The sequence below is a fragment of the Photobacterium ganghwense genome, from assembly GCF_017329545.1.
Lineage (GTDB): Bacteria > Pseudomonadota > Gammaproteobacteria > Enterobacterales > Vibrionaceae > Photobacterium > Photobacterium ganghwense.
Genome location: NZ_CP071325.1, coordinates 2,620,269 through 2,639,713, shown reverse-complemented (window position 1 = coordinate 2,639,713; position 19,445 = coordinate 2,620,269). Strand labels below are relative to the sequence as shown.

Sequence of the window (19,445 nt, the reverse complement as noted above, 5' to 3'; positions counted from 1 at the left end):
GGCGAGACTGAACGGATGAACGGAAAGCCGCAGTGATGCTGGCTATTGAGGGATACAGGAAAGTGCCATGTAAGCCGAAGTGCGTAAAAGAACGAAGAGAAGACGCGCAGTATTTGCTAAAAGAAAAATGCTAAAGGAAAAGCGCAAAAAGAAAAGCGAGTCACCCGGACTCGCTTTTTATGATGCACTCAGGCTGAAACCCTGATCCGGTATTACTGCTTAACCGGGATATTTTTCAGGATTGCCTGCATTTGATCCCAGAATAGGCCAACGGTTTCAATGTTCACTTTCTCATCCGGCGAATGCGGGAACTTGATCGTCGGACCGAACGAAATCATATCCATTTCCGGATATGGCTTTTTGAACAGGCCACATTCCAGACCGGCATGGATAACCATGATGTTTGGTTTTTTACCGTAAATCGCTTCATAGGTGTCACGGAACAGGTGCATCACTTCTGAATCGGCATCTGGTTTCCAGCCCGGGTAAGCACCAGAGAATGCGCACTCAGCACCAGCCAGTGCAGCAACTGCTGACAACATACCTTCCACGTTGCTGCGGCCAGAGTCGATCAACGAGCGGATCAGGCACAGCACAGTGATCTTGTCCGCATCGGTGGTGATCACACCCACGTTCAGTGACGTCTCAACCACACCCTCGATGTCGTCGCTCATGCGAATCACACCGTTCGGGCACGCGTTCAGCAGGTTAGTGAAACGTTGCTGGTCAGCTTCAACGATCACATCTGACGGCAGCTCAACAGGCTGAGTGAACAGGTTAATGCCCGTTTCAACACGACCCAGTTCAGCAACCAGTAGCTCCTGGTAATGCGCAAACAGTTCGTTCAGCTTATCGACATTGGCCGCAGGCAGGGTAACCACTGCGTTGGCTTCACGCGGAATGGCGTTACGCAGGCTGCCACCGTTTACGGCGTGCAGGCGCAGACCCAGATCTTGCGCGTGGCCGAACAGGAAACGGCCCAGAATCTTGTTGGCATTGCCACGGCCGGTGTGAATGTCACAACCAGAATGACCGCCTTTCAGGCCTTTTACCACCAGCTTGAGTGCCTGATGATCCGCCGGTACCGCTTCACGGTTTACCGTCAGGGTCAGGGCGCCGTCAACACCGCCGGCACAGCCCATGTACACTTCGCCTTCCTGCTCTGAATCAGTATTCAGTAGAATCTCGCCTTCCAGCCAGCCTTTGTCCAGGCCGAAGGCTCCGGTCATACCGGCTTCTTCGTCGATTGTCAGCAGAACTTCCAGTGGGCCATGTTCAATGTCTTTCGAGGCCAGCACGGCCAGACACGCAGCCATGCCCATGCCGTTATCGGCACCCAGTGTGGTGCCTTTTGCAGTCACCCATTCGCCGTCGATGTAAGGCTGAATAGGATCAGTCAGGAAATCATGGTCTGTGTCTTCATTTTTCTGCGGCACCATATCAATGTGCGCTTGCAGAACCACACCCTTGCGGTTTTCCATTCCCGGTGTTGCCGGTTTTTTGATAAAGACGTTACCGACGCTATCACGGCGAACTTCCAGGCCTTCTCCTTCGGCAAATGTAATGATGTGTTGTGCCAGAGCTTCCTCATGCTTAGATGGGTGAGGAATCGAGCAGATTTGGTCAAAGAATTGCCACACAACTTGTGGCGATAGTTGACTGATTTCAGACACAGCAGTCTCCTTTATAAACTTTCAGTTTAGTGCGATTAAGTAGATGAAATCTGCTATATACACCTAAGTTATTAGCATAATTCACCATCGCAATTGACCTCAAGGATACCACTGCGCCTGATCCGGTTACAGCTAAATCTTGAAATGGCGAATGTGCCTTTCAAGACTGTGACCGCTGGCAAGTAATTGTTCACTGCTAGCAGCAATCTGGTCGCCTTGTTCAACAGTCTGGTGGCTGTGCTCTGTCAGGTGACTGAGGTTGATATTGATTTCTTCGGCTGCCAGCGTCTGCTGTCCACTGGCTTCGGCGATATGCTGGTTCAGCTCGCGAATACGGGTGATATGGCTGCCCACGACAGTCAGGGCATCTGCCACTTGCTCGGCATGACCTGCTGTACTGGCCGACTGCTCCCGCGTTTCCAGCAGGGCCGTGCTGACGCTGTGTGCTTTGGTCTGCAAGCTACCGATAATGGTTTCTATCTCATTGGTACTGGTTTGCGTTCGGGTGGCGAGGGTGCGTACTTCATCGGCTACCACGGCAAAACCACGACCTTGTTCACCGGCCCGGGCGGCTTCAATGGCCGCATTCAGTGCCAGCAGATTGGTTTGCTCTGCAATGCCGCGAATGACATCCAGCACCGACCCGATGGTTTCGGAATCCTGGGCCAGCGCCTGGGCGCTGCTGTTGGCCTCGTCCAGCAATGTCAGCAGGGCTCGCATCTCATCCGATGCGGTCGAGACCACTGCGATACTGTCTTCGCTTTGCTGGTGGGCTTCTGTCGCGGCATCAGCCGCCTGCAGGGCCGCTTGTGCCACATCCTGATTACTGGTGTGCAGTTCATTCATCGCGGCAGCGACGCTGTCAATACCACGGTGCGATGAGGCAGCACTCGTCGCAGTTTGTGAGGCAACACTGTTGAGCTGGGTGGCGGCCGCGGTGATCTGGGTACTGACCGGAGCCATGTCTCGCAGCATGCCCGATAATCGTTCAGCAAATGTATTGTAGGCGCGAGCAAGCTGGGCCAGCTCATCATTCCCCAGACTTGGCAGGCGTTGTGTCAGATCGCCGTCACCACCGGCGATATCTTCCATCGCGGCCACGGTTTCCTCACAGGGAGCTGTGATAGAACGTCCGATATACCAGGCAATGGCAAACATCAGACAGAGTGAGCCGGCCAGCATCCCGCCGAGCTGTTTCAGTTTAGCGAAGAACAGGGCCTGTACATCATCCACATAAATACCGGAGCCCACGATCCAACCCCAGGGAGTGAAACCTTTGACATAGGAGATTTTGGCAACCGGGACATCATAGCCGGGTTTCTCCCAATAGTAATCGACAAATCCCTGTCCCTGTTGGCGAACGACATTGACCATGTTGACAAAGAGGGGAGTACCGTTCGGATCATGGAAATCGGTCAGGCTTTTCCCATCCAGGGACGGTTTGAACGGGTGCATGATCATGGCTGGCGTCATGTCATTGAGCCAGAAATAGTCATTTTTTTCATACCGCAAAGCGGCGATGGCGGCTTTAGCCTGCTGCTGAGCGGCCGGACGGGAAAGTGCTCCCTGTTGTTCCTGCTGATAGAAATGTTCCACTACGCTGTATGCCGTTTCGACTAGATGCCGGGTCTGAAGACGTTTCTGACTCATAAAATCAGACTGATAGCTGGATACAAAGAGAATGAGTGGGGCAAGAGTCAGGAAGGTAATTGTGATACCCATGAGGTATAGACGCTTGCTAATGGAGAGTGCTCTGAGTTGTTGGAATCGTGCCATGGTTTTGCCTCTGTCCTTATTATAGTTATTGCATAATCACCAGTGTTAAGCATATGTTGCATGTTGTCAGAGGATCAAGAGGGCTCGGTTACACTTTGGTCTCAAGGGCGTTAAAGAAGGAATATTCCTTTTTGTAATAAAATTACAATATAAGCGTGATAGTCCCTATTGGTAATGAAAAATGTGACGAAGTTAAAGAAATTGCTTGAAAGTTTATTACGATTTGGGTATATTAGCCTCATCTTCAGAGAGAAGATAAACGACATAACAAGTTGCTCGAGGATGAGCCCGATCAATCGCCTCCAGGGAACCGAGATTAAGTGAAGCCAAGCAGGCCGAACACGATTGTTTATGTGTGTATTTGCTTAATAGTTAAAGGTGATAATAATGAAAGTTTTTGAATCTGTTACAAAATATTGGAACATGCGCTCTGTTTATACTGCTAACTTCCAGTACCCAAGCTCATTCGGCTACTAATTTCTGACTCTTGGCTCTCTGTTCTGAGTGACAGAGTGCGAAGTATCGAACTGTATTGTTCACCCCCTTAATTTGAGAATCTCTTAAAACCGCTCTTCGGTTTATAGTTACATTCTTAGCGCCACTTCTTTTTGGAGTGGCGTTTTTTTTTGCGTGTTTTTCCTGAATCCCTCTCCTAAATGTTGCCGGAATTTTGCCAGCCTGTGATGTATTCGATTACATCTCGATGTAAGGGCTAAATATGTGGCTCAATCTGCACAGATTATCGATTGCGTTTCCCGGAAAAATCCCACCTGAATAAAATACACTCAACGTATTTGTATTTTAGTTTGTTGTTTTATAAGTGGTTTGTGTTGGCGGTTCAGAAGGTGGGATGGGTTTTTATCCATTTGTCGGCGTGGATTAGTGATAAATACGTTATTTTCTGGAAATTGATGAGCTAGAGGCATATAATCGCCACCCAAAAATAGAAAACGCAAACGTTTTCTATTTTTCGTTCGGGCAGACGTTAACTTTGATGTTGGCTCAGGCCGAGACAGACACAACAACACTTGCGTAATATCTCCAAGGAATTGAGAGCAATGCTTGAGAAACTCTTCAAACTGAAAGAACACGGTACCGATGTTCGGACTGAAGTTCTGGCGGGCCTTACCACCTTTTTGACCATGGCCTACATCATCTTCGTCAACCCGACTATGCTGTCGGCGACAGGGATGGATCAGGGCGCGGTTTTTGTTGCGACCTGTCTGGCTGCCATGGTGGGCTGTTTTATCATGGGCTTTGTCGCGAACTATCCGGTCGCTCAGGCTCCGGGTATGGGCCTCAATGCATTTTTTACCTACAGTGTTGTTCTGGGCATGGGGCATACCTGGCAGGTCGCTCTGGCTGCGGTCTTCCTTTCCGGCCTGTGCTTCATTGCGCTGAGTGTGCTGAAGGTTCGTGAGTGGATCATCAATGCGATTCCTCATGCACTGCGTACGGGGATCTCTGCCGGTATCGGTCTGTTCCTGGCTTTCATCGCTCTGCAAAGCTCGGGCATTGTGGTTGATAACCCTGCCACGCTGGTACACATTGGTGACTTGACCAGCTTCCCTGCCGCGATGGCGTCGCTGGGCTTTTTCCTGACCATTGCGCTGGTACACCGTGGCTACAAAGCGGCGGTACTGATTGCTATTCTGGTTGTAACCGGAATGGGTATTGTGTTCGGTGAAGTGGCATATAACGGTGTTGTTTCTATGCCACCAAGCATTGCACCAACCTTTATGCAACTGGATTTTTCCGGCGCGATGGAAGTTGGACTGATTTCTGTTGTGTTTGCTTTCCTGTTTGTTGACCTGTTCGACACAGCCGGCACCCTGGTGGGTGTGGCGACAAAAGCGAACCTGATGGACAAAGACGGCAAACTACCACGCCTGAACCGTGCGCTGCTGGCTGACAGTACGGCAACATCTGTGGGCGCGGTTCTGGGGACGTCAAACACGACCTCTTTCGTTGAGAGTGTCTCGGGCGTTGCTGTTGGTGGCCGCACCGGTCTGACAGCCGTTACCGTCGGTGTCCTGTTCTTGCTGTCGCTGTTTTTTGCTCCGCTGGCCGGTATGGTGCCAGCCTACGCCACAGCAGGCGCGCTGTTTTATGTTGCCATCCTGATGATGTCCGGTTTGGTGAGTATTGACTGGCGCGACTTAACAGAAGCAGCACCAGTAGTTGTGGTTTGCCTACTGATGCCGTTAACATATTCCATAGCAGAGGGAATTGGTCTTGGTTTTATTACCTATGCTGCTGTCAAAGTGATGAGTGGTAAAGGGCGGGATATCAATATCAGCGTCTGGGTAATTGCTGCCCTGTTTCTTGCTAAAATTATTTTCCTATAAAAGTTTATAAATCCATCCAGCGGCGCTGCCGCTGACTCAGAGGTTCATCGGATATGAGTAATAAGTTCGTCATCACTTGGGATAACATGCAAATGTATACCCGCCAGCTTGCAGAAAAACTACTGCCTGCGGATCAATGGAAAGGTATCATTGCCGTTAGCCGTGGTGGCCTGGTGCCATCTGCCATTCTGGCTCGTGAACTTGGTATTCGTTACGTAGATACCGTGTGTATCTCAAGCTACGACCACGATCACCAGCGCGATATGAACGTGTTGAAAAAAGCAGACGGTGACGGCGAAGGTTTCATCGTGGTTGACGATCTGGTGGACACTGGCGGTACGGCGGAAGTGATTCGTCAGATGTATCCGAAAGCAAAATTTGTGACCGTTTGTGCGAAGCCTGCGGGTAAACACCTGGTTGATGACTACGTGGTTGACATTCCTCAGGATACTTGGATTGAGCAGCCTTGGGATATGGCAGTGACATTTGTTGACCCGATTGCCAAGCGCTAATTGTCGACAGCATCTGTTATCGCGAAGCAAAGCACACAGGAAAGGAGCCGAAAGGCTCCTTTCTTTTTGCCTGCTTGTTGTGATTGACGGTGATTTGACCGGTTGGCACTGGTAGTGAAAAGCCAGTCGTCGCATTCTTTGAATCGTCCTATCAAGTGCGGTGGGCTTTGGCCCGGATATCAGATAAGGACTCGTTGTGGGGTTTATTGCGATAGAAATTGTTGAAGTTAATCAGATCAACGGCGGTATTACCGGTAATGTCGCACTGGCGCTCAAGTTTGGTCTGGTAACTGCCGGGTATCCGCTCTCCCGAGACATCAAGGCATAAGGCGGTTTTGGCATTGACCCCACCTGAGGCTTCGCCGGGATTTCCCCCCATAGAGCCACCGCTGCCAAACGCCAGAGCTTGTCCGGAAAAGAAAACCACGCTAATCAGCATAATAAGGCTACGCATATCAGGACTACGCATATTGTTCACCGTACGAAATACTGCTCGGTAAGTACAAGCATAGCTGACGTTTGTTTGGCTTGAGAAACGCGTACCGGCATTCCCCGTGACTTGTCCAGTCCGGATGCCGGTTTTGTTAGGGCTGGCATATAGTAAGCATTTGATGGATGGTATACTCTTCACAAGAACCTACTACATGACGCCGCCATTTTTTGCCGTGGCAGCGCGTCGCGACAGAGATGGAGTCCCACGTGTCTGAACCGTCCAAAACCAACCTATCTGAAAAGCTGTTTGCTCCACGCCAAACGTCGAAAGAAACATCCAGCCTGGTAAAGCTCGCCCATGTTAAAGATACGCCGATTCACAGCGCCCTGGATGGCGACAGTGAAGCTGGCTGGTATCGGGTTATGCGTCGTCCGCAATGGATCTGGCAGGGGATTGACCCTATTGAGATGGAGGCCATCTTTGCCCGTATTGCCAGTTCGAAAGCAGCCCGTACCCGCGACGATTTGCTGGATACTGTGATTGGCTATAAGCCCGGAAACTGGGTGTATGAGTGGTGTCAGGTCGGGGCGAGAAGGCAGAAGGCAGCTCGGGAAATGCTCGAAAACGGCGAGGTGGAAAAGGCTGCGGAAGAACTGCTGATTGCCAGTATGTACTACAGTGTGGGGGCTTACCCGCACCTTAAAGGGGATGAGTTGGCCGCACAGGCGGAGCTGCAGTCGAATCAGACTTACCGCGAAGCCATGGAAAAGCTGCCACATCAGATGCGTACCATAGATGTGAAGTACGACAACAAGACGTTCCAGGCTTTTATCCATCTGCCTTGCACCGATAAATTGCTGCCGACCGTTATTGTTAGTGGCGGGCTGGATACGCTTCAGTCGGATCTGTGGCGGTTGTACAAAGACTATTTCGGCCCGGCCGGGTTTGCCATGATCACGCTGGACATGCCCTCTGTCGGACACAGTAGCCACTGGTCACTGACGGAAGACACCAGTCGTCTTCACCAGGCGTTACTGCAACAGGTCAAAGACGTGCCATGGGTCGATCACACCCGGGTTGCCATGCTGGGGTTACGTTTCGGTGGTAATGCGGCCATTCGCCTCGGTTTTCTTGAGCCGACCCGACTCAAGACCTGTATCAGCTTGGGGGGAATGATTCATACCGCGTTGGCTGATCCAAAACGTCTGGATTCAATGCCGCGTATGTACCTGGATATGATGGCGTCCCGGATGGGGAAAAACGGGGTCTCCAAAGCGAGTTTGACCTCTCATCTCCCGGCCTGGTCGCTGAAGCTGCAAGGGCTGGTTGGTCGCCGGAAAATTGAGATACCGATGCTGGGGATTGGCCTGAAAGGTGACCCGGTATGTACTGAAATCGATAACCAGCTGATTGCGATGTCGAGCTGGGGCGGTAAAGCCATTACCCTGCCTGACAAACCTCTGCATGACGGCTACCACCGTGCCATGACTACAGTGGTTGACTGGCTGAAAGAAAAACTGGCCTGATCATTGTCGCTGAACGCAATGTTGCCAACGGAATCTTGTAAACGGAATGTTGCAATTTCAGCGTATTAGGGCTTAAATGGTGGGTACAAAAGCCGGAAGGAATGCCGGCTACCTTGCCCAGCAAGGCCAGCCATACAGGCTGGGGGATAACACCGCTGATTGATTGCTAAGGATGGAGAACGACGATGACAACGCAAGTGACTTTTCCCCCGCATGGCCGTTTGATGACCAAGCTTACGGCGTTGGGGCCTTATCTTCGCCAGAATCTCTCTGCAGAGGGACATTTTTTCTTTGACTGCCTGTCGAGCTGTATCAGCGCCAAGAAAGCACCGGAAGAACGTGAGTTCTGGGGCTGGTGGCTGATCATGGAAGCGACGAAAAACGGGTTTGAGTATCACTACCAGTTTGGTCGGTTTAACGATCAGGGGGAGTGGGATAAGGACACCGTGCCCGCGAAACACGTTCAGGCTGTGCAGCAGACGCTGGATGATTTCTATCCGAAATTAAAGGGCTTGCTGGTTGATGAACTGGGACTTTCATTAACCGCCTCTAAAGCGCTGGAAGAACCCGAACTGGGTAGCGCCGCCTGAGTTAAAAAGTTGTTTATTGCCAAGAAAAATGCGCCTTAATGGCGCATTTTTCTTGTGATTTTTTAAGCGTATTGATACAACGTCAGTCTATTCATTATTTTTGTTAGATCCCTATGGCAGAGACAAATTTCCTTCAAGAACAGCAAACCAGTCGTGTTGCCGTGCGTGCCGCTCAGGCGCAGACGAAGCAAGAAACGACCGTTGCTTCCCAGACCATTGTTGTCAAACTGGGAACCAGTGTACTGACTGGTGGTACCCTGAAATTGGATCGTGCCCATATGGTTGAGCTGGTAAGGCAGTGTGCTTTACTTCGCCGCCAGGGGCACAAGGTCATCATCGTTACGTCCGGCGCAATTGCCGCGGGACGTGAGCACCTTGGTTACCCCGAATTGCCCAAAACCATGGCCAGTAAGCAGTTGCTGGCTGCGGTAGGGCAGAGCCGACTGATTCAGGAATGGGAAAGTCTGTTTGGGATCTACGGCCTACACGTGGGGCAGATGCTGCTGACCCGTGCTGATCTGGATGATCGCGAGCGTTTCCTCAATGCGCGGGACATGATTGTTGCGCTGCTGGATAACGGCATTATCCCGATCGTTAATGAAAACGACGCGGTGGCGACCACCGAAATCAAAGTGGGTGACAATGATAACCTGTCCGCGCTGGTTGGCATTCTGACCGGAGCTGACAAGCTGCTATTGTTGACCGATCAGCCGGGGCTGTTTACGGCCGATCCGCGTAATAACCCGGATGCGGAATTGATCCGTGAAGTCCATACCATTGACGAGACCCTGCGCAAGATTGCCGGTGGCAGTGTGGGCGGACTGGGTACCGGTGGCATGGCAACCAAGCTGCAAGCGGCTGACGTAGCACGTCGTGCCGGCATTGAAGTGACCATTGCCGCAGGCAGTCGCCCGGATGTGATTTCTGCCCTGACCAATGGTGAGTCGGTTGGTACTCGCTTCCTGCCGCTGGAATCCCCACTGGAAAGCCGCAAGCGCTGGATTTTGGCCGGGCCTCCGCCAGCAGGCGATATCGTGATCGATGACGGTGCGGTTGCTGCCGTACAAAAGCGGGGCAGCAGCTTGCTGTCGAAAGGGATCACCGAAGTTCGCGGGGATTTCGAGCGGGGAGAAGTGGCGCGTATCTATAGCACCCGTGGTGAATTGTTGGCACGGGGTATCTGCCGTTACTCCAGCAAAGATTTGTCTAAGATTGCCGGCAAGCACAGCCAGGATATCTACCAGGTGCTGGGCTACGAATACGGTCCGGTTGCCGTTCATCGTGATGATCTGGTCGTTATTTAAAGAAATGCATTTGAGGGAACACAATGAATCTTGAGTTGATGGGCCAGGCTGCGCAGCAGGCGGCCTTTGAACTGGCTACCGCTGCAACCAAGCAAAAGAACCAAGCACTGGCTATTATCGCCGATGAGCTGGAAGCCAATCGCGACACTATTCTGGCCGCCAATGCCCTGGACATTGAAGCGGCGAAAGCATCAGGGATGACGGATGCCCTGATTGACCGTCTGTTGCTCAATGAAGAGCGCCTGAGCGGCATTGCCAACGATGTCCGCAATGTGATCAGTCTAAATGATCCGGTGGGCTCTGAGCTCGACAGCAAGGTACTGGAAAATGGCATGCGCCTGAGCCGTCGTCGTGTCCCGCTGGGTGTGGTTGGGGTGATTTACGAAGCGCGCCCGAACGTGACCATTGATATCGCCGCCTTGTGCCTGAAAACCGGTAATGCCAGTATTCTGCGTGGTGGTCGGGAAACCTTCCACTCCAATATGGCACTGGTGAAAGTTATTCAGGTCGCGCTAGCAAAAGCCGGCCTGCCGTCGGCATCGGTGCAGTATATCGAGAAGCCGGATCGTGAACTGGTTTCTCAATTGCTGAAGATGGATCAGTACGTTGACATGATCATCCCGCGTGGTGGCGCAGGCTTGCACAAGATGTGCAAAGAGAACAGTACGATTCCGGTCATTATTGGTGGATTTGGGATCAGCCACGTTTACGTGGATGCCAGTGCCGATCTGTCTCGCTCGCTGACCGTGGTAGAAAATGCCAAAGTGCAGCGTCCGTCGGCCTGTAATGCACTGGATACCCTGCTGGTTAGCGAGAAGATCGCCGAAGCGTTTCTGCCGCGTCTGGCTGAGCGAATGAATGCCAAGCAAGTTTTGCTGGTAGCCGATGAAGCGTCTTATGAGCTGCTGGAAGGCAAAGCCGCCAACCTGCGTAAAGCGGTTGAAGGGGACTTTGACACCGAATGGCTGAGTTTTACGTTGGGTATCAAAGTCGTGAAAGACGTGAATGAAGCGATTGCACACATGCGTAAGCATAATGCCAGCCATTCCGACGCCATCATGACCAATGATCTGGCTGCGGCCGAGCGATTTGTTAATGCAGCAGGCTCAGCCGCGGTATACGTGAATGCATCAACCCGTTTTACTGACGGTGCGCAGTTTGGCTTGGGAGCCGAGGTGGCGGTTTCGACTCAGAAGCTGCATGCACGTGGCCCGATGGGGCTGGAAGAGCTAACAAGTTACAAATGGGTAGGGATCGCTGATTACTTGGCTCGGGCTTAATGATTATCTTTTAAGTCAGCCATAACGTTAATTGCATCGTAAGCGCGCATTGACTTCAAACACCGCGCTTACTCGCTGTTATCGCTGTTATCGCTGTGGCCGATTGAACGGGCGACCTGATAACAGTGGCGGGATGAGCTATCAGAAATACAAAAGCGAGAGTTTAACTCTCGCTTTTTTTATGGGTGCGGTTTGAGCAAGTCAGTTTACGGGTTTTTATGTTGCTCTGTTTGCTGTTCTTGTGCTGTCGCTTGATCGGCAACGTTTGGGTCTTGCTCCGCATTGTTTTGGGCCTGTTCACGCTGGTGTTTTTCCTGCATGTATTTGACCTTGTCCTTATAGTCAAACTTCATGTTGGCCGTGTACTTCAGAGCCGCGATGTTGCTGACCAGAACACTGACAATAATCAGCGTGATTACCCAAGGGTTGAGCAGCCATTCCATTTACACCTCGCAGATATTCTCTATGTACTTAATATAAAGATTATCAAGGTTTTTCAGGATATGCGACTTTCCGGCAATGTCACTGTGACTGAGCACAGCTTTCAGCATATCGGGAGTCAGTTGTGCCAGTAAATGCTGGCTGACAGGAAAATAGCTGATGTGCCAGGGTTCACAGGCCACTCCGTCGCGCTCTTCCCTGTAAGGAAGGTAAAAGCCAAATGAATGCATGTTGTGGCACAGCCATTCACTGAATTCAGCCTGGTGGCCTCCGGGCTCGTATTCCCAGGGCTCGAGCATCAATGCGGTGTCTTGCGGCAGGCAGTTGGCGGCATAGACATCAACATCCGTGCCCCAGTGATGGCGGCTGCCTCCGGGCAGAGCTGACCAGCGAAGAATGGCATGAATTTTTTCGAGATCCGTCAGCGTTGCCGGATCCAGTGGCTGGCTTTGGCTGTCGAGTATCGGGCGTAAGCCGTTGAACTTGTTGTTCCAGATCAGCAGCTGACGTTCAAACGGGCGGAATGCGCTGGCCAGCCGAAGGTCAAACCCGGCGGTCTGTGCGGCCTGCTGCATGGCACGCAGTGCGGGCGCCATCTGCTGGTGGACAAACTGGTTACCGACGGCCACCAGATGACTGGTGTCCTGGCCGGTCAGTTGCCCGGCGCTGTGCGGCCGGGCAGTTGTTGGGTGAATTAACATGATAGTGTTAAAGCACTTTTTCCATGATCTTCTGATACATATCGGTCAGCTTCTCTAAATCTGCGACTTTTACGCACTCGTTGATCTTGTGAATGGTAGCGTTTACCGGACCCAGCTCAATAACCTGTGCGCCAGTTTGCGCGATAAAGCGACCGTCAGAGGTTCCGCCGGTAGTCAACAGTTCAGGTTTCTGGTGGTTCACTTCTTCAATGGCTGCCACAACGGCTTCCAGCAGGGTACCTGTATCGGTCAGGAACGGATGGCCGCTGAACGTCCAGGTTATCTCATACTCCAAGCCGTGCGCATCCAGAATGGAATGCACCTTGCGCTTGATGTCCTCTTCAGTCAGCTCGGTGCTGTAGCGGAAGTTGAACTGAACGTGGAATTCCCCCGGAATCACATTGGATGCGCCGGTACCGGCCGCCAGGTTCGCGATCTGGAAGCTGGTCGGCGGGAAGAACTCGTTGCCGTTATCCCAAGTAGTTGTTGCCAGTTCCGCCAGTGCCGGCATGGCACGATGCACCGGGTTATCGGCAAGATGCGGATAGGCAACATGTCCTTGCGTACCTTTAATGATCAGATCACCGGTGATGGAGCCTCGGCGGCCGTTTTTCACGACATCACCCACGGCATGGGTACTGGATGGTTCACCCACGATACACATGTCGATTTTCTCATTTCGCGCTTCCAGCGTATCCACGACGCGCGTGGTACCGTTGATAAACGGCCCTTCTTCGTCAGATGTGATCAACAGGCCGATTGAGCCTGTGTGTTCAGGGTGTTCCGCCAGAAAACGTTCAATTGCCACTATCATACAAGCGAGCGAGCCTTTCATATCGGCAGCCCCACGGCCGTGGAGGTAACCGTCAATGATTGTTGGCTCGAAAGGAGGCGTATGCCAGTGGTTCAGGTTACCGGCTGGCACTACATCGGTATGACCGGCAAACACCAGCAGTGGTGCCTCTGTACCGCGGCGTGCCCACAGGTTGGTGGTATCTTCGAAAACCATAGGCTCGATGGTGAACCCTAGTGCTTTCAGGCGGGCAATCATCACATCCTGGCAACCTGCATCTTCGGGGGTAACGGATGAGCGGCTGATTAAATCTTTGGCCAGCGCGATGACCGGACTATCTGACATCCTTGTATCCTTAATTAGTTAGTTTGGAAAATTTCTTGGTACTGGGCCGGTTTAAAGCCAAGGTGGTAGCCGCCGTTATGGACCAGCAGCGGACGTTTGATCATCGCTGGGTATTCCAGCATCAGCGCCAGCGCGGTTTCCTGATTAAGGTTGGCTTTCTGGTCTTCTGTGAGCTGGCGGAAAGTCGTGCCACGCTTGTTCAGCATGGCTTCCCAGCCGAGTTCAGCTTCAAATGCTTCCAGCATGTCGCTGTCGAGGCCATCAACGCGGTAGTCATGAAAACGGTATGCGATATTTTCTGCGTCCAGCCATTTCTTCATTTTTTTAATGGTGTCGCAATTTTTAATGCCGTAGGCGATGGTACTCATAGTGGATTGACTGACTTTTTGTGAATTTGGTCCCTCTTTATAACGAGAATGGCTGGGGTTAGCAATGGCTTAACCGCTATAGCTGGCCGCCATTTTTATCAGCCATAGACAGGCAAAGATACCGACCACAAAAACCACGGTGCGCCAGGGGATCAGGTTGAAGGTATAGCAGGCGCAATACAGGATGCGTGAGGCGATAAACAGGTAGGCGGGCAGGGCTGACTGGGACGCAGGCACACCGGCCAGGTGGGCAATGAATACGGAGCAGGCAAAGACAGTCAGGATTTCCCAGCTGTTGGCCTGCGCGGCGTTTACCCGAGCGGCCATTCCGGTTAGAGACTGTGCCTGAAGGCGGGGATAGCGGATATCCAGCCGGCCTGTTTGCTGGGTAGTGAGCCAGCCACCCAGTCCCGCCAGCAGGTAATTCATGAAGATCGCAATCACAATGCACCAAAATGCCGGGGTCATGGCGGTATCCTCTTACATTATTCCTGACGGTAATGGGATCAGTATAGGGGAGAGTCTGACGCCGGTGCATCGAGTGAATCGGCAGAAGGAGGTTGTATGCCGTGGAGCAAGAGGCAAACACCTCTCTGATATGCACCTGATGGCTATTAATTCGTGAGGATAAAAATGTTTTTCAGTTCCTCATTTGAGAGTGCAAAGGATGTTAGGTAAATCCAGGAAGTGTGAGCTGTTTTTTATATTTTGTGCGGTTTGAGCCCATTTTAAGCACACTCGTAGCCCATTAAATACCATCGTTTTTAAGTTGTTGATCTGTATCAAAAGTTATTTATTGGTGTTAATTTTTCTAAATTGATTTCAGTCAATACGTGCCTGTTTCAATGTGGTTACATTCTGCACCATTCAAACGACAAGCCCGATAAATTTCCTGTTGGGATTTCAAAAGGAATGGAGTCAATAATAATGAAAAAAACAATTTGTGCTTTAGCAGCGTTCGCAACCCTTTCTGCCGCCCCTTATGCGCTGGCCCACAAACAAGGTGACATCCTGGTGCGTGCTGGTGCCGCGACGGTTGTACCGAATGAAAGCAGTGACGATGTACTGGGTCTGGGTGAATTTGGCGTGAGCTCAAATACTCAGCTTGGCCTGACTGTGGGCTACATGCTGACTGACAATATCAGTATTGAACTGCTGGCTGCGACCCCGTTCAAACACGACGTATCACTGGGCAATGGTGTTGGTGATATCGCTGAGGTAGAGCACCTACCACCAACGCTGATGATTCAGTACTACTTCCTGGACAGCACCAGCAAGTTCCGTCCTTACGTGGGTGCTGGCCTGAACTACACCACGTTCTTTAACGAAGATTTTAACGGTAAGGGGAAAGGGCTGGGTCTGTCGGATCTGAAACTGGATGATTCTTGGGGACTGGCAGCGAACGTAGGTATTGACTACCAGCTGAAAGATAACTGGTTCGTTGGTGCGTCAGTATGGTATGCCGATATCAATACTGACGTAAGCTTTAAAGCTGGCAATGATCGCGTAACGATTGATACTGATATCGACCCATGGGTATTTATGGTTTCTGCCGGTTACACGTTCTAATCCTACCCGGATGATCAAAACACAGGCACAACCCGAGAGGGTTGTGCCTAGTTATTTGATTTACAAAGCGATAACATTTTTATCTCCCCGTTAAATCCGCAGTTTTGCGAGATGCGTCACTCTACCGTATCGCACGTGCTTGGAAATCCTACCGCAACTTGATCAAACGCAACATCCCTTCAGCAGAAGACGGAATAATAAAAAACCATCAGCTTATGGAGGTCTCAATGGAACTGAATCCGGTTTTTGCCCGTCGTCTGTATCTCGCTCTGCTCGTTGAGCAGCTTGATCGCCCTAATGTGCCGAAGTTAATTGAAATTACCGGCTGGCCGCGTCGTACTATTCAGGACGTATTGAAAGCCTTGCCGGGGTTTGGGATTGAGCTGTCCTTTATTCAGGACGGCAAACGTCATAATGACGGTTACTACCAGCTTTGTGATTGGGGGCCGTTTGATTTGCAGTGGGTGGAATCCCGGGAGAAGGACATCATTGCATCGGTGTCCCACTAACTGACACAGCGTCAAAAAGAAAAAACCGCGATTGCGGTTTTTCTGTAGCTGCGTTTATTAGTGCTTGCTGGTTCTACTGCCCTTGAGCCTCAAGGTACAGAACCGTCGCAGCAGTGCGTGATTTCACCTGAAGCTTTTTGAGCAGGCTTTTCATGTGTACCTTGACCGTGGCTTCAGAAATGAACAGCGACTCGGCGATCTGCTTGTTGCGAAACCCCTTGGCGACTTCCTGCAGGATCTGCATCTCGCGGTCGGTCAGGGAATCAAGCAGTGACTCCTGTGAATCGTTGTCTTCCAGGTATTCCCGCACCTGCTCGCTATAGGCTTTCCCACCGCACAGGGCTTGCTTTAGCAGATTGATCAGCTCATCCGGCTCGGTATCTTTCAGCAGATAGCCGTCAGCACCGGCATTCAGCAGGGCTCGAATATCAGCTTTGCTGTCAGAAACGGTCAGGACCACGATGCAAGACTGAATACCTTCAGCCCGCATGGCATTGAGGGTATCGAGCCCTGACATCCCTTTCATGTTGAGATCCAGCAGGATCAGATCCGGCTCGGCTTCCGATGCGAGTTGGAGCGCATCAGCCCCGTTGCTGGCTTCACCAACAATCTCAAAATCGCTTTCAAAACTCAGTAGCTGATGGATACCACGGCGCATGAGCGGGTGGTCATCGACAATCATTATTTTCCAGGTTGCCATATCGTTATCCTTGAGGCTCCAGTTGAAAACGAAGCAATACCTCGCTCCCGGAGCCTTGGGTCGTGTTTATATCCAGTGTACCGTGCAGGCGCGATGCCCGCTCCGTCATGATCGCCAGACCATAATGGTTAAGTTTTTCGTTGGCCGGGTCAAATCCAATCCCGTCATCTTTGACGCTGATAGTAATATCGTGTTCATTTTGGCTGCAAGTGATGATGATTTCGTCTGCCGCGGCATGCTTGATGGCATTGAGTACCGCTTCACGGATGAGTTGCAGCAGATGGATCTGATGGTGCGCATCAAGGTTAAGCGACGACAGCTGATTATCGATGATCAGCAATGCATCGCTTTGATCTTCCAGCGGCTTGAGCATTTCGACCAGAGCTTCACCAAAGTTGGCCTCTTTGATGGTCAGCCGGAAAGTGCTCAGCAGTTCCCGCAGCTGGGTGTAGGCACCCGACAAGCCGGCGTCAATTTCACCGATGATCGCCATCGCCCGTTCCTTTTCGTCCTGGCTGAGCTGGCGCTTGAGCAGGGTCACCTGAATCTTCAGGTAAGACAGCGACTGCGCCAGGGAGTCATGCAGCTCGCGGGCGATAGTGGCCCGTTCTTCCATCAGCAGTAACTGCTCAGCCTGTTTCTGGGCCCGGTTGTAATAAATGCCCCGCGCAAGGGTGCGGCTGATGTTGTCGATCAGGCTCTGATCCGGACAGGGCAGGGTGTATTGCCACCAGAGCTGTCCCAGAATCTGGCCGTCGAGCTCCAAATCCTGATAGTGCCAGTGACCTTCAGTCGGTGTGCCGGCGCTGATTTCTGTATTGGCACCGCTGGCTTCCTCGATCACCAGTTTGGTCGCGGTCAGCCCCTCAATATGAAGCAAGGTTTTTAGCATCGCGGCAAAGTTCTTCGAGGTCAGCCGGCTTTCGGTCAGCTCCTGCGAGCAGTTATACAGCACCTGCAGTGAATCGTTCGCCTGGCGCAGGCGGCGGGTTTTTTCATCCACTTTCTTTTCCAGGTTGCGGTACAGCTTGCCCAGCTCTGAAGCCATGGTGTTAAACGTGCCAGCCAGCAGACCCAGCTCATTATCACTTTTTAGGTTGAGGTTCAGAGTGAACTGACCGTTTTTCACTTGTTCACTGGCAAACACCAGCTGCTTGAGTGGGCTGACAATTTTGCGCTGAGTGAAATGAATCGTGAACAGGGCAACCAGCAGAATCAGGCTTAACCCCAGGCCGCCGACAATCGATAGGACCTGGAGTTTAATGGTGGAAAATTCCTGTAATTCGAGGACAAATGCGTCGATATGATCGACAAAGTGCGCAACCTCGCGAAGGTAAGCCTGCTCGTCACCATCCCGGAGCAAGGGATAAAGTGTCTGCCAGCGATGCAGCAAATTGCTGTAATGGGACTGAATGGTGTCCGGGACGGTCCAGTGTGACAAAGCGGCCATGGAAGGTGACAGAAGCGAGTGCTCAAACTGTTCAACATGCAGGAGTAAATCGGGTGATTCCGTTTCGACATCATAGGCCAGGCGGTAGCTCTGCATCCTCAGTGATCCGGAAACGTTAATGGCTTCAGCATCGTTCAAGCTCGATGCCAGCGTCAGCAGGGCGAAGCTGGTAGTGGCAACCGACAACAGCAGGATGGCGAGCATGGATCGGGCGATGGTGGTCGTCACGGGCTTTAGTGGCCGGTTCTGCACAATTCTTCCTTATTATTTATTGGATTAGTGACGGAAAGGTGGCTGAACTGAGTGTACGCTGACTTGCGGCAGAATGGGAATGCTCATTGTGTTTTATCCCTTTTTGGAATATTTGGGGTGTCTGCCTCAAGAATGCCAGTCAATAGTGTGAGAGCTGTCGTTGACTTTTATTGATCCAAAACAAAGTCCCCCCCTATTTAACCCTTACTAGGTATTTAAGCATTTATTACTAAATTTACACTGGCGGTGTCAGAAAATGACAGCTTGTGAATAAGCTTGCTGCGAATGCAGCAACTCAGCGGGTGAATTCGGTACTGATGCGAGTATGCCCGTCGGTAAGCGCTATGTTTATTAATAATATTTCATAAAGGAATGAGTCAATGTTTGATCGCTCCCGTCGCCGCTTACTGACCCGACGCTCGAAACCTGAGCAACAACGCTTACCCTGGATGGTTAACGACGACATTTTCACGGACGGCTGCACCCGATGCGGGAAGTGTGCCGCGGCCTGTGAAACGCAGATCATTATTCACGGGGACGGCGGTTTTCCTGAAGTCGATTTTAAACGGGGCGAATGCACGTTTTGCTATCGTTGCGCCGATGTGTGTCCGGAACCGCTGTTTCATCCCCAAACCACGCCAGCATGGGCAATGGTAGCGGAAATCGGAGAGGGGTGTCTGGCGTATCAGCATGTTGAATGTCGCAGTTGCGGCGACATGTGTGAAACCCAGGCAATCCGTTTTCGGCTGCAACCGGGTGGCGTGGCCCAGCCTGAACTTGAGGCAACCAATTGTACCGGGTGTGGTGCGTGTGTGTCGGTTTGCCCGACCTCAGCGATCACAGTGGTTAATCCTAAAAACAAAGAGAGTTAGGCC

At 51.6% G+C, this 19,445-nt stretch carries 20 protein-coding genes; 10 read left to right on the top strand and 10 right to left on the bottom strand.

Going from position 1 to position 19,445, the window contains the following annotated elements:
* Window positions 1-212 precede the first annotated feature (212 nt).
* Together FH974_RS12030 and FH974_RS12025 are read right to left on the bottom strand one after the other, a co-directional pair.
* Window positions 213-1,673 carry an aminoacyl-histidine dipeptidase gene (locus tag FH974_RS12030; protein ID WP_047883906.1) on the bottom strand — a complete coding sequence of 487 codons (1,461 nt, stop codon included), beginning with the start codon at window positions 1,671-1,673 and terminating at the stop codon, window positions 213-215.
* A gap of 132 nt (window positions 1,674-1,805) precedes the next feature.
* Window positions 1,806-3,449, bottom strand: coding sequence for a methyl-accepting chemotaxis protein (locus tag FH974_RS12025; protein ID WP_047883905.1), 1,644 nt, complete (start codon window positions 3,447-3,449; stop codon window positions 1,806-1,808).
* A 387-nt stretch (window positions 3,450-3,836) separates the two neighbouring features.
* Here FH974_RS12025 and vcdP point away from each other — a divergent pair, with 387 nt between their 5' ends.
* The 3 genes from vcdP (at window position 3,837) to gpt (ending at window position 6,309) form a co-directional block, all read left to right on the top strand.
* The gene (vcdP, locus tag FH974_RS26525) at window positions 3,837-3,926 is read left to right on the top strand and encodes a small protein VcdP (RefSeq protein ID WP_479724821.1); all 90 of its coding nucleotides are present in this window, start codon (window positions 3,837-3,839) and stop codon (window positions 3,924-3,926) included.
* Window positions 3,927-4,507: 581 nt separating this feature from the next.
* Window positions 4,508-5,797 carry an NCS2 family permease gene (locus FH974_RS12020; protein WP_047883904.1) on the top strand — a complete coding sequence of 430 codons (1,290 nt, stop codon included), beginning with the start codon at window positions 4,508-4,510 and terminating at the stop codon, window positions 5,795-5,797.
* A 53-nt stretch (window positions 5,798-5,850) separates the two neighbouring features.
* Window positions 5,851-6,309 (top strand): xanthine phosphoribosyltransferase, encoded by a 459-nt coding sequence (gene gpt / locus FH974_RS12015; protein ID WP_047883903.1) that lies wholly within the window; start codon window positions 5,851-5,853, stop codon window positions 6,307-6,309.
* 151 nt (window positions 6,310-6,460) lie between these two features.
* Here gpt and FH974_RS12010 read toward each other — a convergent pair whose 3' ends face one another.
* Window positions 6,461-6,778: a hypothetical protein gene (locus tag FH974_RS12010; protein WP_242551830.1), complete on the bottom strand. Its 318-nt coding sequence runs from the start codon at window positions 6,776-6,778 to the stop codon at window positions 6,461-6,463.
* Between the two features lie 230 nt (window positions 6,779-7,008).
* On the opposite strand from FH974_RS12010, the gene frsA reads away from it, so the two are divergent.
* From frsA to FH974_RS11990, 4 genes are all read left to right on the top strand, one after another.
* Window positions 7,009-8,268 (top strand): esterase FrsA, encoded by a 1,260-nt coding sequence (frsA, locus tag FH974_RS12005; RefSeq protein ID WP_084712461.1) that lies wholly within the window; start codon window positions 7,009-7,011, stop codon window positions 8,266-8,268.
* Window positions 8,269-8,453: 185 nt separating this feature from the next.
* Complete coding sequence (crl, locus tag FH974_RS12000) at window positions 8,454-8,858, top strand: sigma factor-binding protein Crl (RefSeq protein ID WP_047883901.1); 405 nt, start codon at window positions 8,454-8,456, stop codon at window positions 8,856-8,858.
* A gap of 113 nt (window positions 8,859-8,971) precedes the next feature.
* Window positions 8,972-10,162, top strand: coding sequence for a glutamate 5-kinase (gene proB, locus FH974_RS11995; protein ID WP_242551829.1), 1,191 nt, complete (start codon window positions 8,972-8,974; stop codon window positions 10,160-10,162).
* 23 nt (window positions 10,163-10,185) lie between these two features.
* Complete coding sequence (locus FH974_RS11990; protein WP_047883900.1) at window positions 10,186-11,442, top strand: glutamate-5-semialdehyde dehydrogenase; 1,257 nt, start codon at window positions 10,186-10,188, stop codon at window positions 11,440-11,442.
* A gap of 206 nt (window positions 11,443-11,648) precedes the next feature.
* On the opposite strand, the gene FH974_RS11985 is transcribed toward FH974_RS11990, so the two are convergent.
* The 5 genes from FH974_RS11985 to FH974_RS11965 form a co-directional block, all read right to left on the bottom strand.
* A complete protein-coding gene (locus tag FH974_RS11985; protein WP_047883899.1) occupies window positions 11,649-11,885 on the bottom strand; it encodes a DUF2897 family protein in 237 nt (78 codons plus the stop codon).
* Window positions 11,886-12,584: a M15 family metallopeptidase gene (locus tag FH974_RS11980; protein WP_047883898.1), complete on the bottom strand. Its 699-nt coding sequence runs from the start codon at window positions 12,582-12,584 to the stop codon at window positions 11,886-11,888.
* Between the two features lie 7 nt (window positions 12,585-12,591).
* Window positions 12,592-13,722 (bottom strand): succinyl-diaminopimelate desuccinylase, encoded by a 1,131-nt coding sequence (dapE, locus tag FH974_RS11975; protein WP_047883897.1) that lies wholly within the window; start codon window positions 13,720-13,722, stop codon window positions 12,592-12,594.
* A gap of 14 nt (window positions 13,723-13,736) precedes the next feature.
* The gene (locus FH974_RS11970) at window positions 13,737-14,090 is read right to left on the bottom strand and encodes an ArsC family reductase (protein WP_207103303.1); all 354 of its coding nucleotides are present in this window, start codon (window positions 14,088-14,090) and stop codon (window positions 13,737-13,739) included.
* Window positions 14,091-14,159: 69 nt separating this feature from the next.
* Window positions 14,160-14,558 carry an MAPEG family protein gene (locus FH974_RS11965; protein ID WP_047883895.1) on the bottom strand — a complete coding sequence of 133 codons (399 nt, stop codon included), beginning with the start codon at window positions 14,556-14,558 and terminating at the stop codon, window positions 14,160-14,162.
* A gap of 459 nt (window positions 14,559-15,017) precedes the next feature.
* Here FH974_RS11965 and ompW point away from each other — a divergent pair, with 459 nt between their 5' ends.
* Complete coding sequence (gene ompW / locus FH974_RS11960) at window positions 15,018-15,659, top strand: outer membrane protein OmpW (protein WP_047883894.1); 642 nt, start codon at window positions 15,018-15,020, stop codon at window positions 15,657-15,659.
* Window positions 15,660-15,886: 227 nt separating this feature from the next.
* Complete coding sequence (locus tag FH974_RS11955; RefSeq protein ID WP_047883893.1) at window positions 15,887-16,168, top strand: winged helix-turn-helix domain-containing protein; 282 nt, start codon at window positions 15,887-15,889, stop codon at window positions 16,166-16,168.
* 73 nt (window positions 16,169-16,241) lie between these two features.
* Here FH974_RS11955 and FH974_RS11950 read toward each other — a convergent pair whose 3' ends face one another.
* Both FH974_RS11950 and narQ read right to left on the bottom strand, forming a co-directional pair.
* Window positions 16,242-16,868 (bottom strand): response regulator, encoded by a 627-nt coding sequence (locus FH974_RS11950; protein ID WP_047883892.1) that lies wholly within the window; start codon window positions 16,866-16,868, stop codon window positions 16,242-16,244.
* A 4-nt stretch (window positions 16,869-16,872) separates the two neighbouring features.
* Window positions 16,873-18,570, bottom strand: a complete 1,698-nt coding sequence (gene narQ, locus FH974_RS11945; RefSeq protein ID WP_047883891.1) for a nitrate/nitrite two-component system sensor histidine kinase NarQ — start codon at window positions 18,568-18,570, stop codon at window positions 16,873-16,875.
* A gap of 380 nt (window positions 18,571-18,950) precedes the next feature.
* Between narQ and napF the strand changes: the two genes are divergently transcribed.
* A complete protein-coding gene (napF, locus tag FH974_RS11940) occupies window positions 18,951-19,442 on the top strand; it encodes a ferredoxin-type protein NapF (RefSeq protein ID WP_047883890.1) in 492 nt (163 codons plus the stop codon).
* Window positions 19,443-19,445: the final 3 nt, after the last annotated feature.

Coding starts and splice junctions, on each gene's coding strand:
- FH974_RS12025 (WP_047883905.1), bottom strand. CDS start 3,449: ATGGCACGATTCCAACAACTCAGAGCACTCTCCATTAGCAAGCGTCTA.
- vcdP (WP_479724821.1), top strand. CDS start 3,837: ATGAAAGTTTTTGAATCTGTTACAAAATATTGGAACATGCGCTCTGTT.
- FH974_RS12020 (WP_047883904.1), top strand. CDS start 4,508: ATGCTTGAGAAACTCTTCAAACTGAAAGAACACGGTACCGATGTTCGG.
- gpt (WP_047883903.1), top strand. CDS start 5,851: ATGAGTAATAAGTTCGTCATCACTTGGGATAACATGCAAATGTATACC.
- FH974_RS12010 (WP_242551830.1), bottom strand. CDS start 6,778: ATGCGTAGTCCTGATATGCGTAGCCTTATTATGCTGATTAGCGTGGTT.
- crl (WP_047883901.1), top strand. CDS start 8,454: ATGACAACGCAAGTGACTTTTCCCCCGCATGGCCGTTTGATGACCAAG.
- proB (WP_242551829.1), top strand. CDS start 8,972: ATGGCAGAGACAAATTTCCTTCAAGAACAGCAAACCAGTCGTGTTGCC.
- FH974_RS11990 (WP_047883900.1), top strand. CDS start 10,186: ATGAATCTTGAGTTGATGGGCCAGGCTGCGCAGCAGGCGGCCTTTGAA.
- FH974_RS11985 (WP_047883899.1), bottom strand. CDS start 11,885: ATGGAATGGCTGCTCAACCCTTGGGTAATCACGCTGATTATTGTCAGT.
- FH974_RS11980 (WP_047883898.1), bottom strand. CDS start 12,584: ATGTTAATTCACCCAACAACTGCCCGGCCGCACAGCGCCGGGCAACTG.
- dapE (WP_047883897.1), bottom strand. CDS start 13,722: ATGTCAGATAGTCCGGTCATCGCGCTGGCCAAAGATTTAATCAGCCGC.
- FH974_RS11970 (WP_207103303.1), bottom strand. CDS start 14,090: ATGAGTACCATCGCCTACGGCATTAAAAATTGCGACACCATTAAAAAA.
- FH974_RS11965 (WP_047883895.1), bottom strand. CDS start 14,558: ATGACCCCGGCATTTTGGTGCATTGTGATTGCGATCTTCATGAATTAC.
- ompW (WP_047883894.1), top strand. CDS start 15,018: ATGAAAAAAACAATTTGTGCTTTAGCAGCGTTCGCAACCCTTTCTGCC.
- FH974_RS11955 (WP_047883893.1), top strand. CDS start 15,887: ATGGAACTGAATCCGGTTTTTGCCCGTCGTCTGTATCTCGCTCTGCTC.
- FH974_RS11950 (WP_047883892.1), bottom strand. CDS start 16,868: ATGGCAACCTGGAAAATAATGATTGTCGATGACCACCCGCTCATGCGC.
- napF (WP_047883890.1), top strand. CDS start 18,951: ATGTTTGATCGCTCCCGTCGCCGCTTACTGACCCGACGCTCGAAACCT.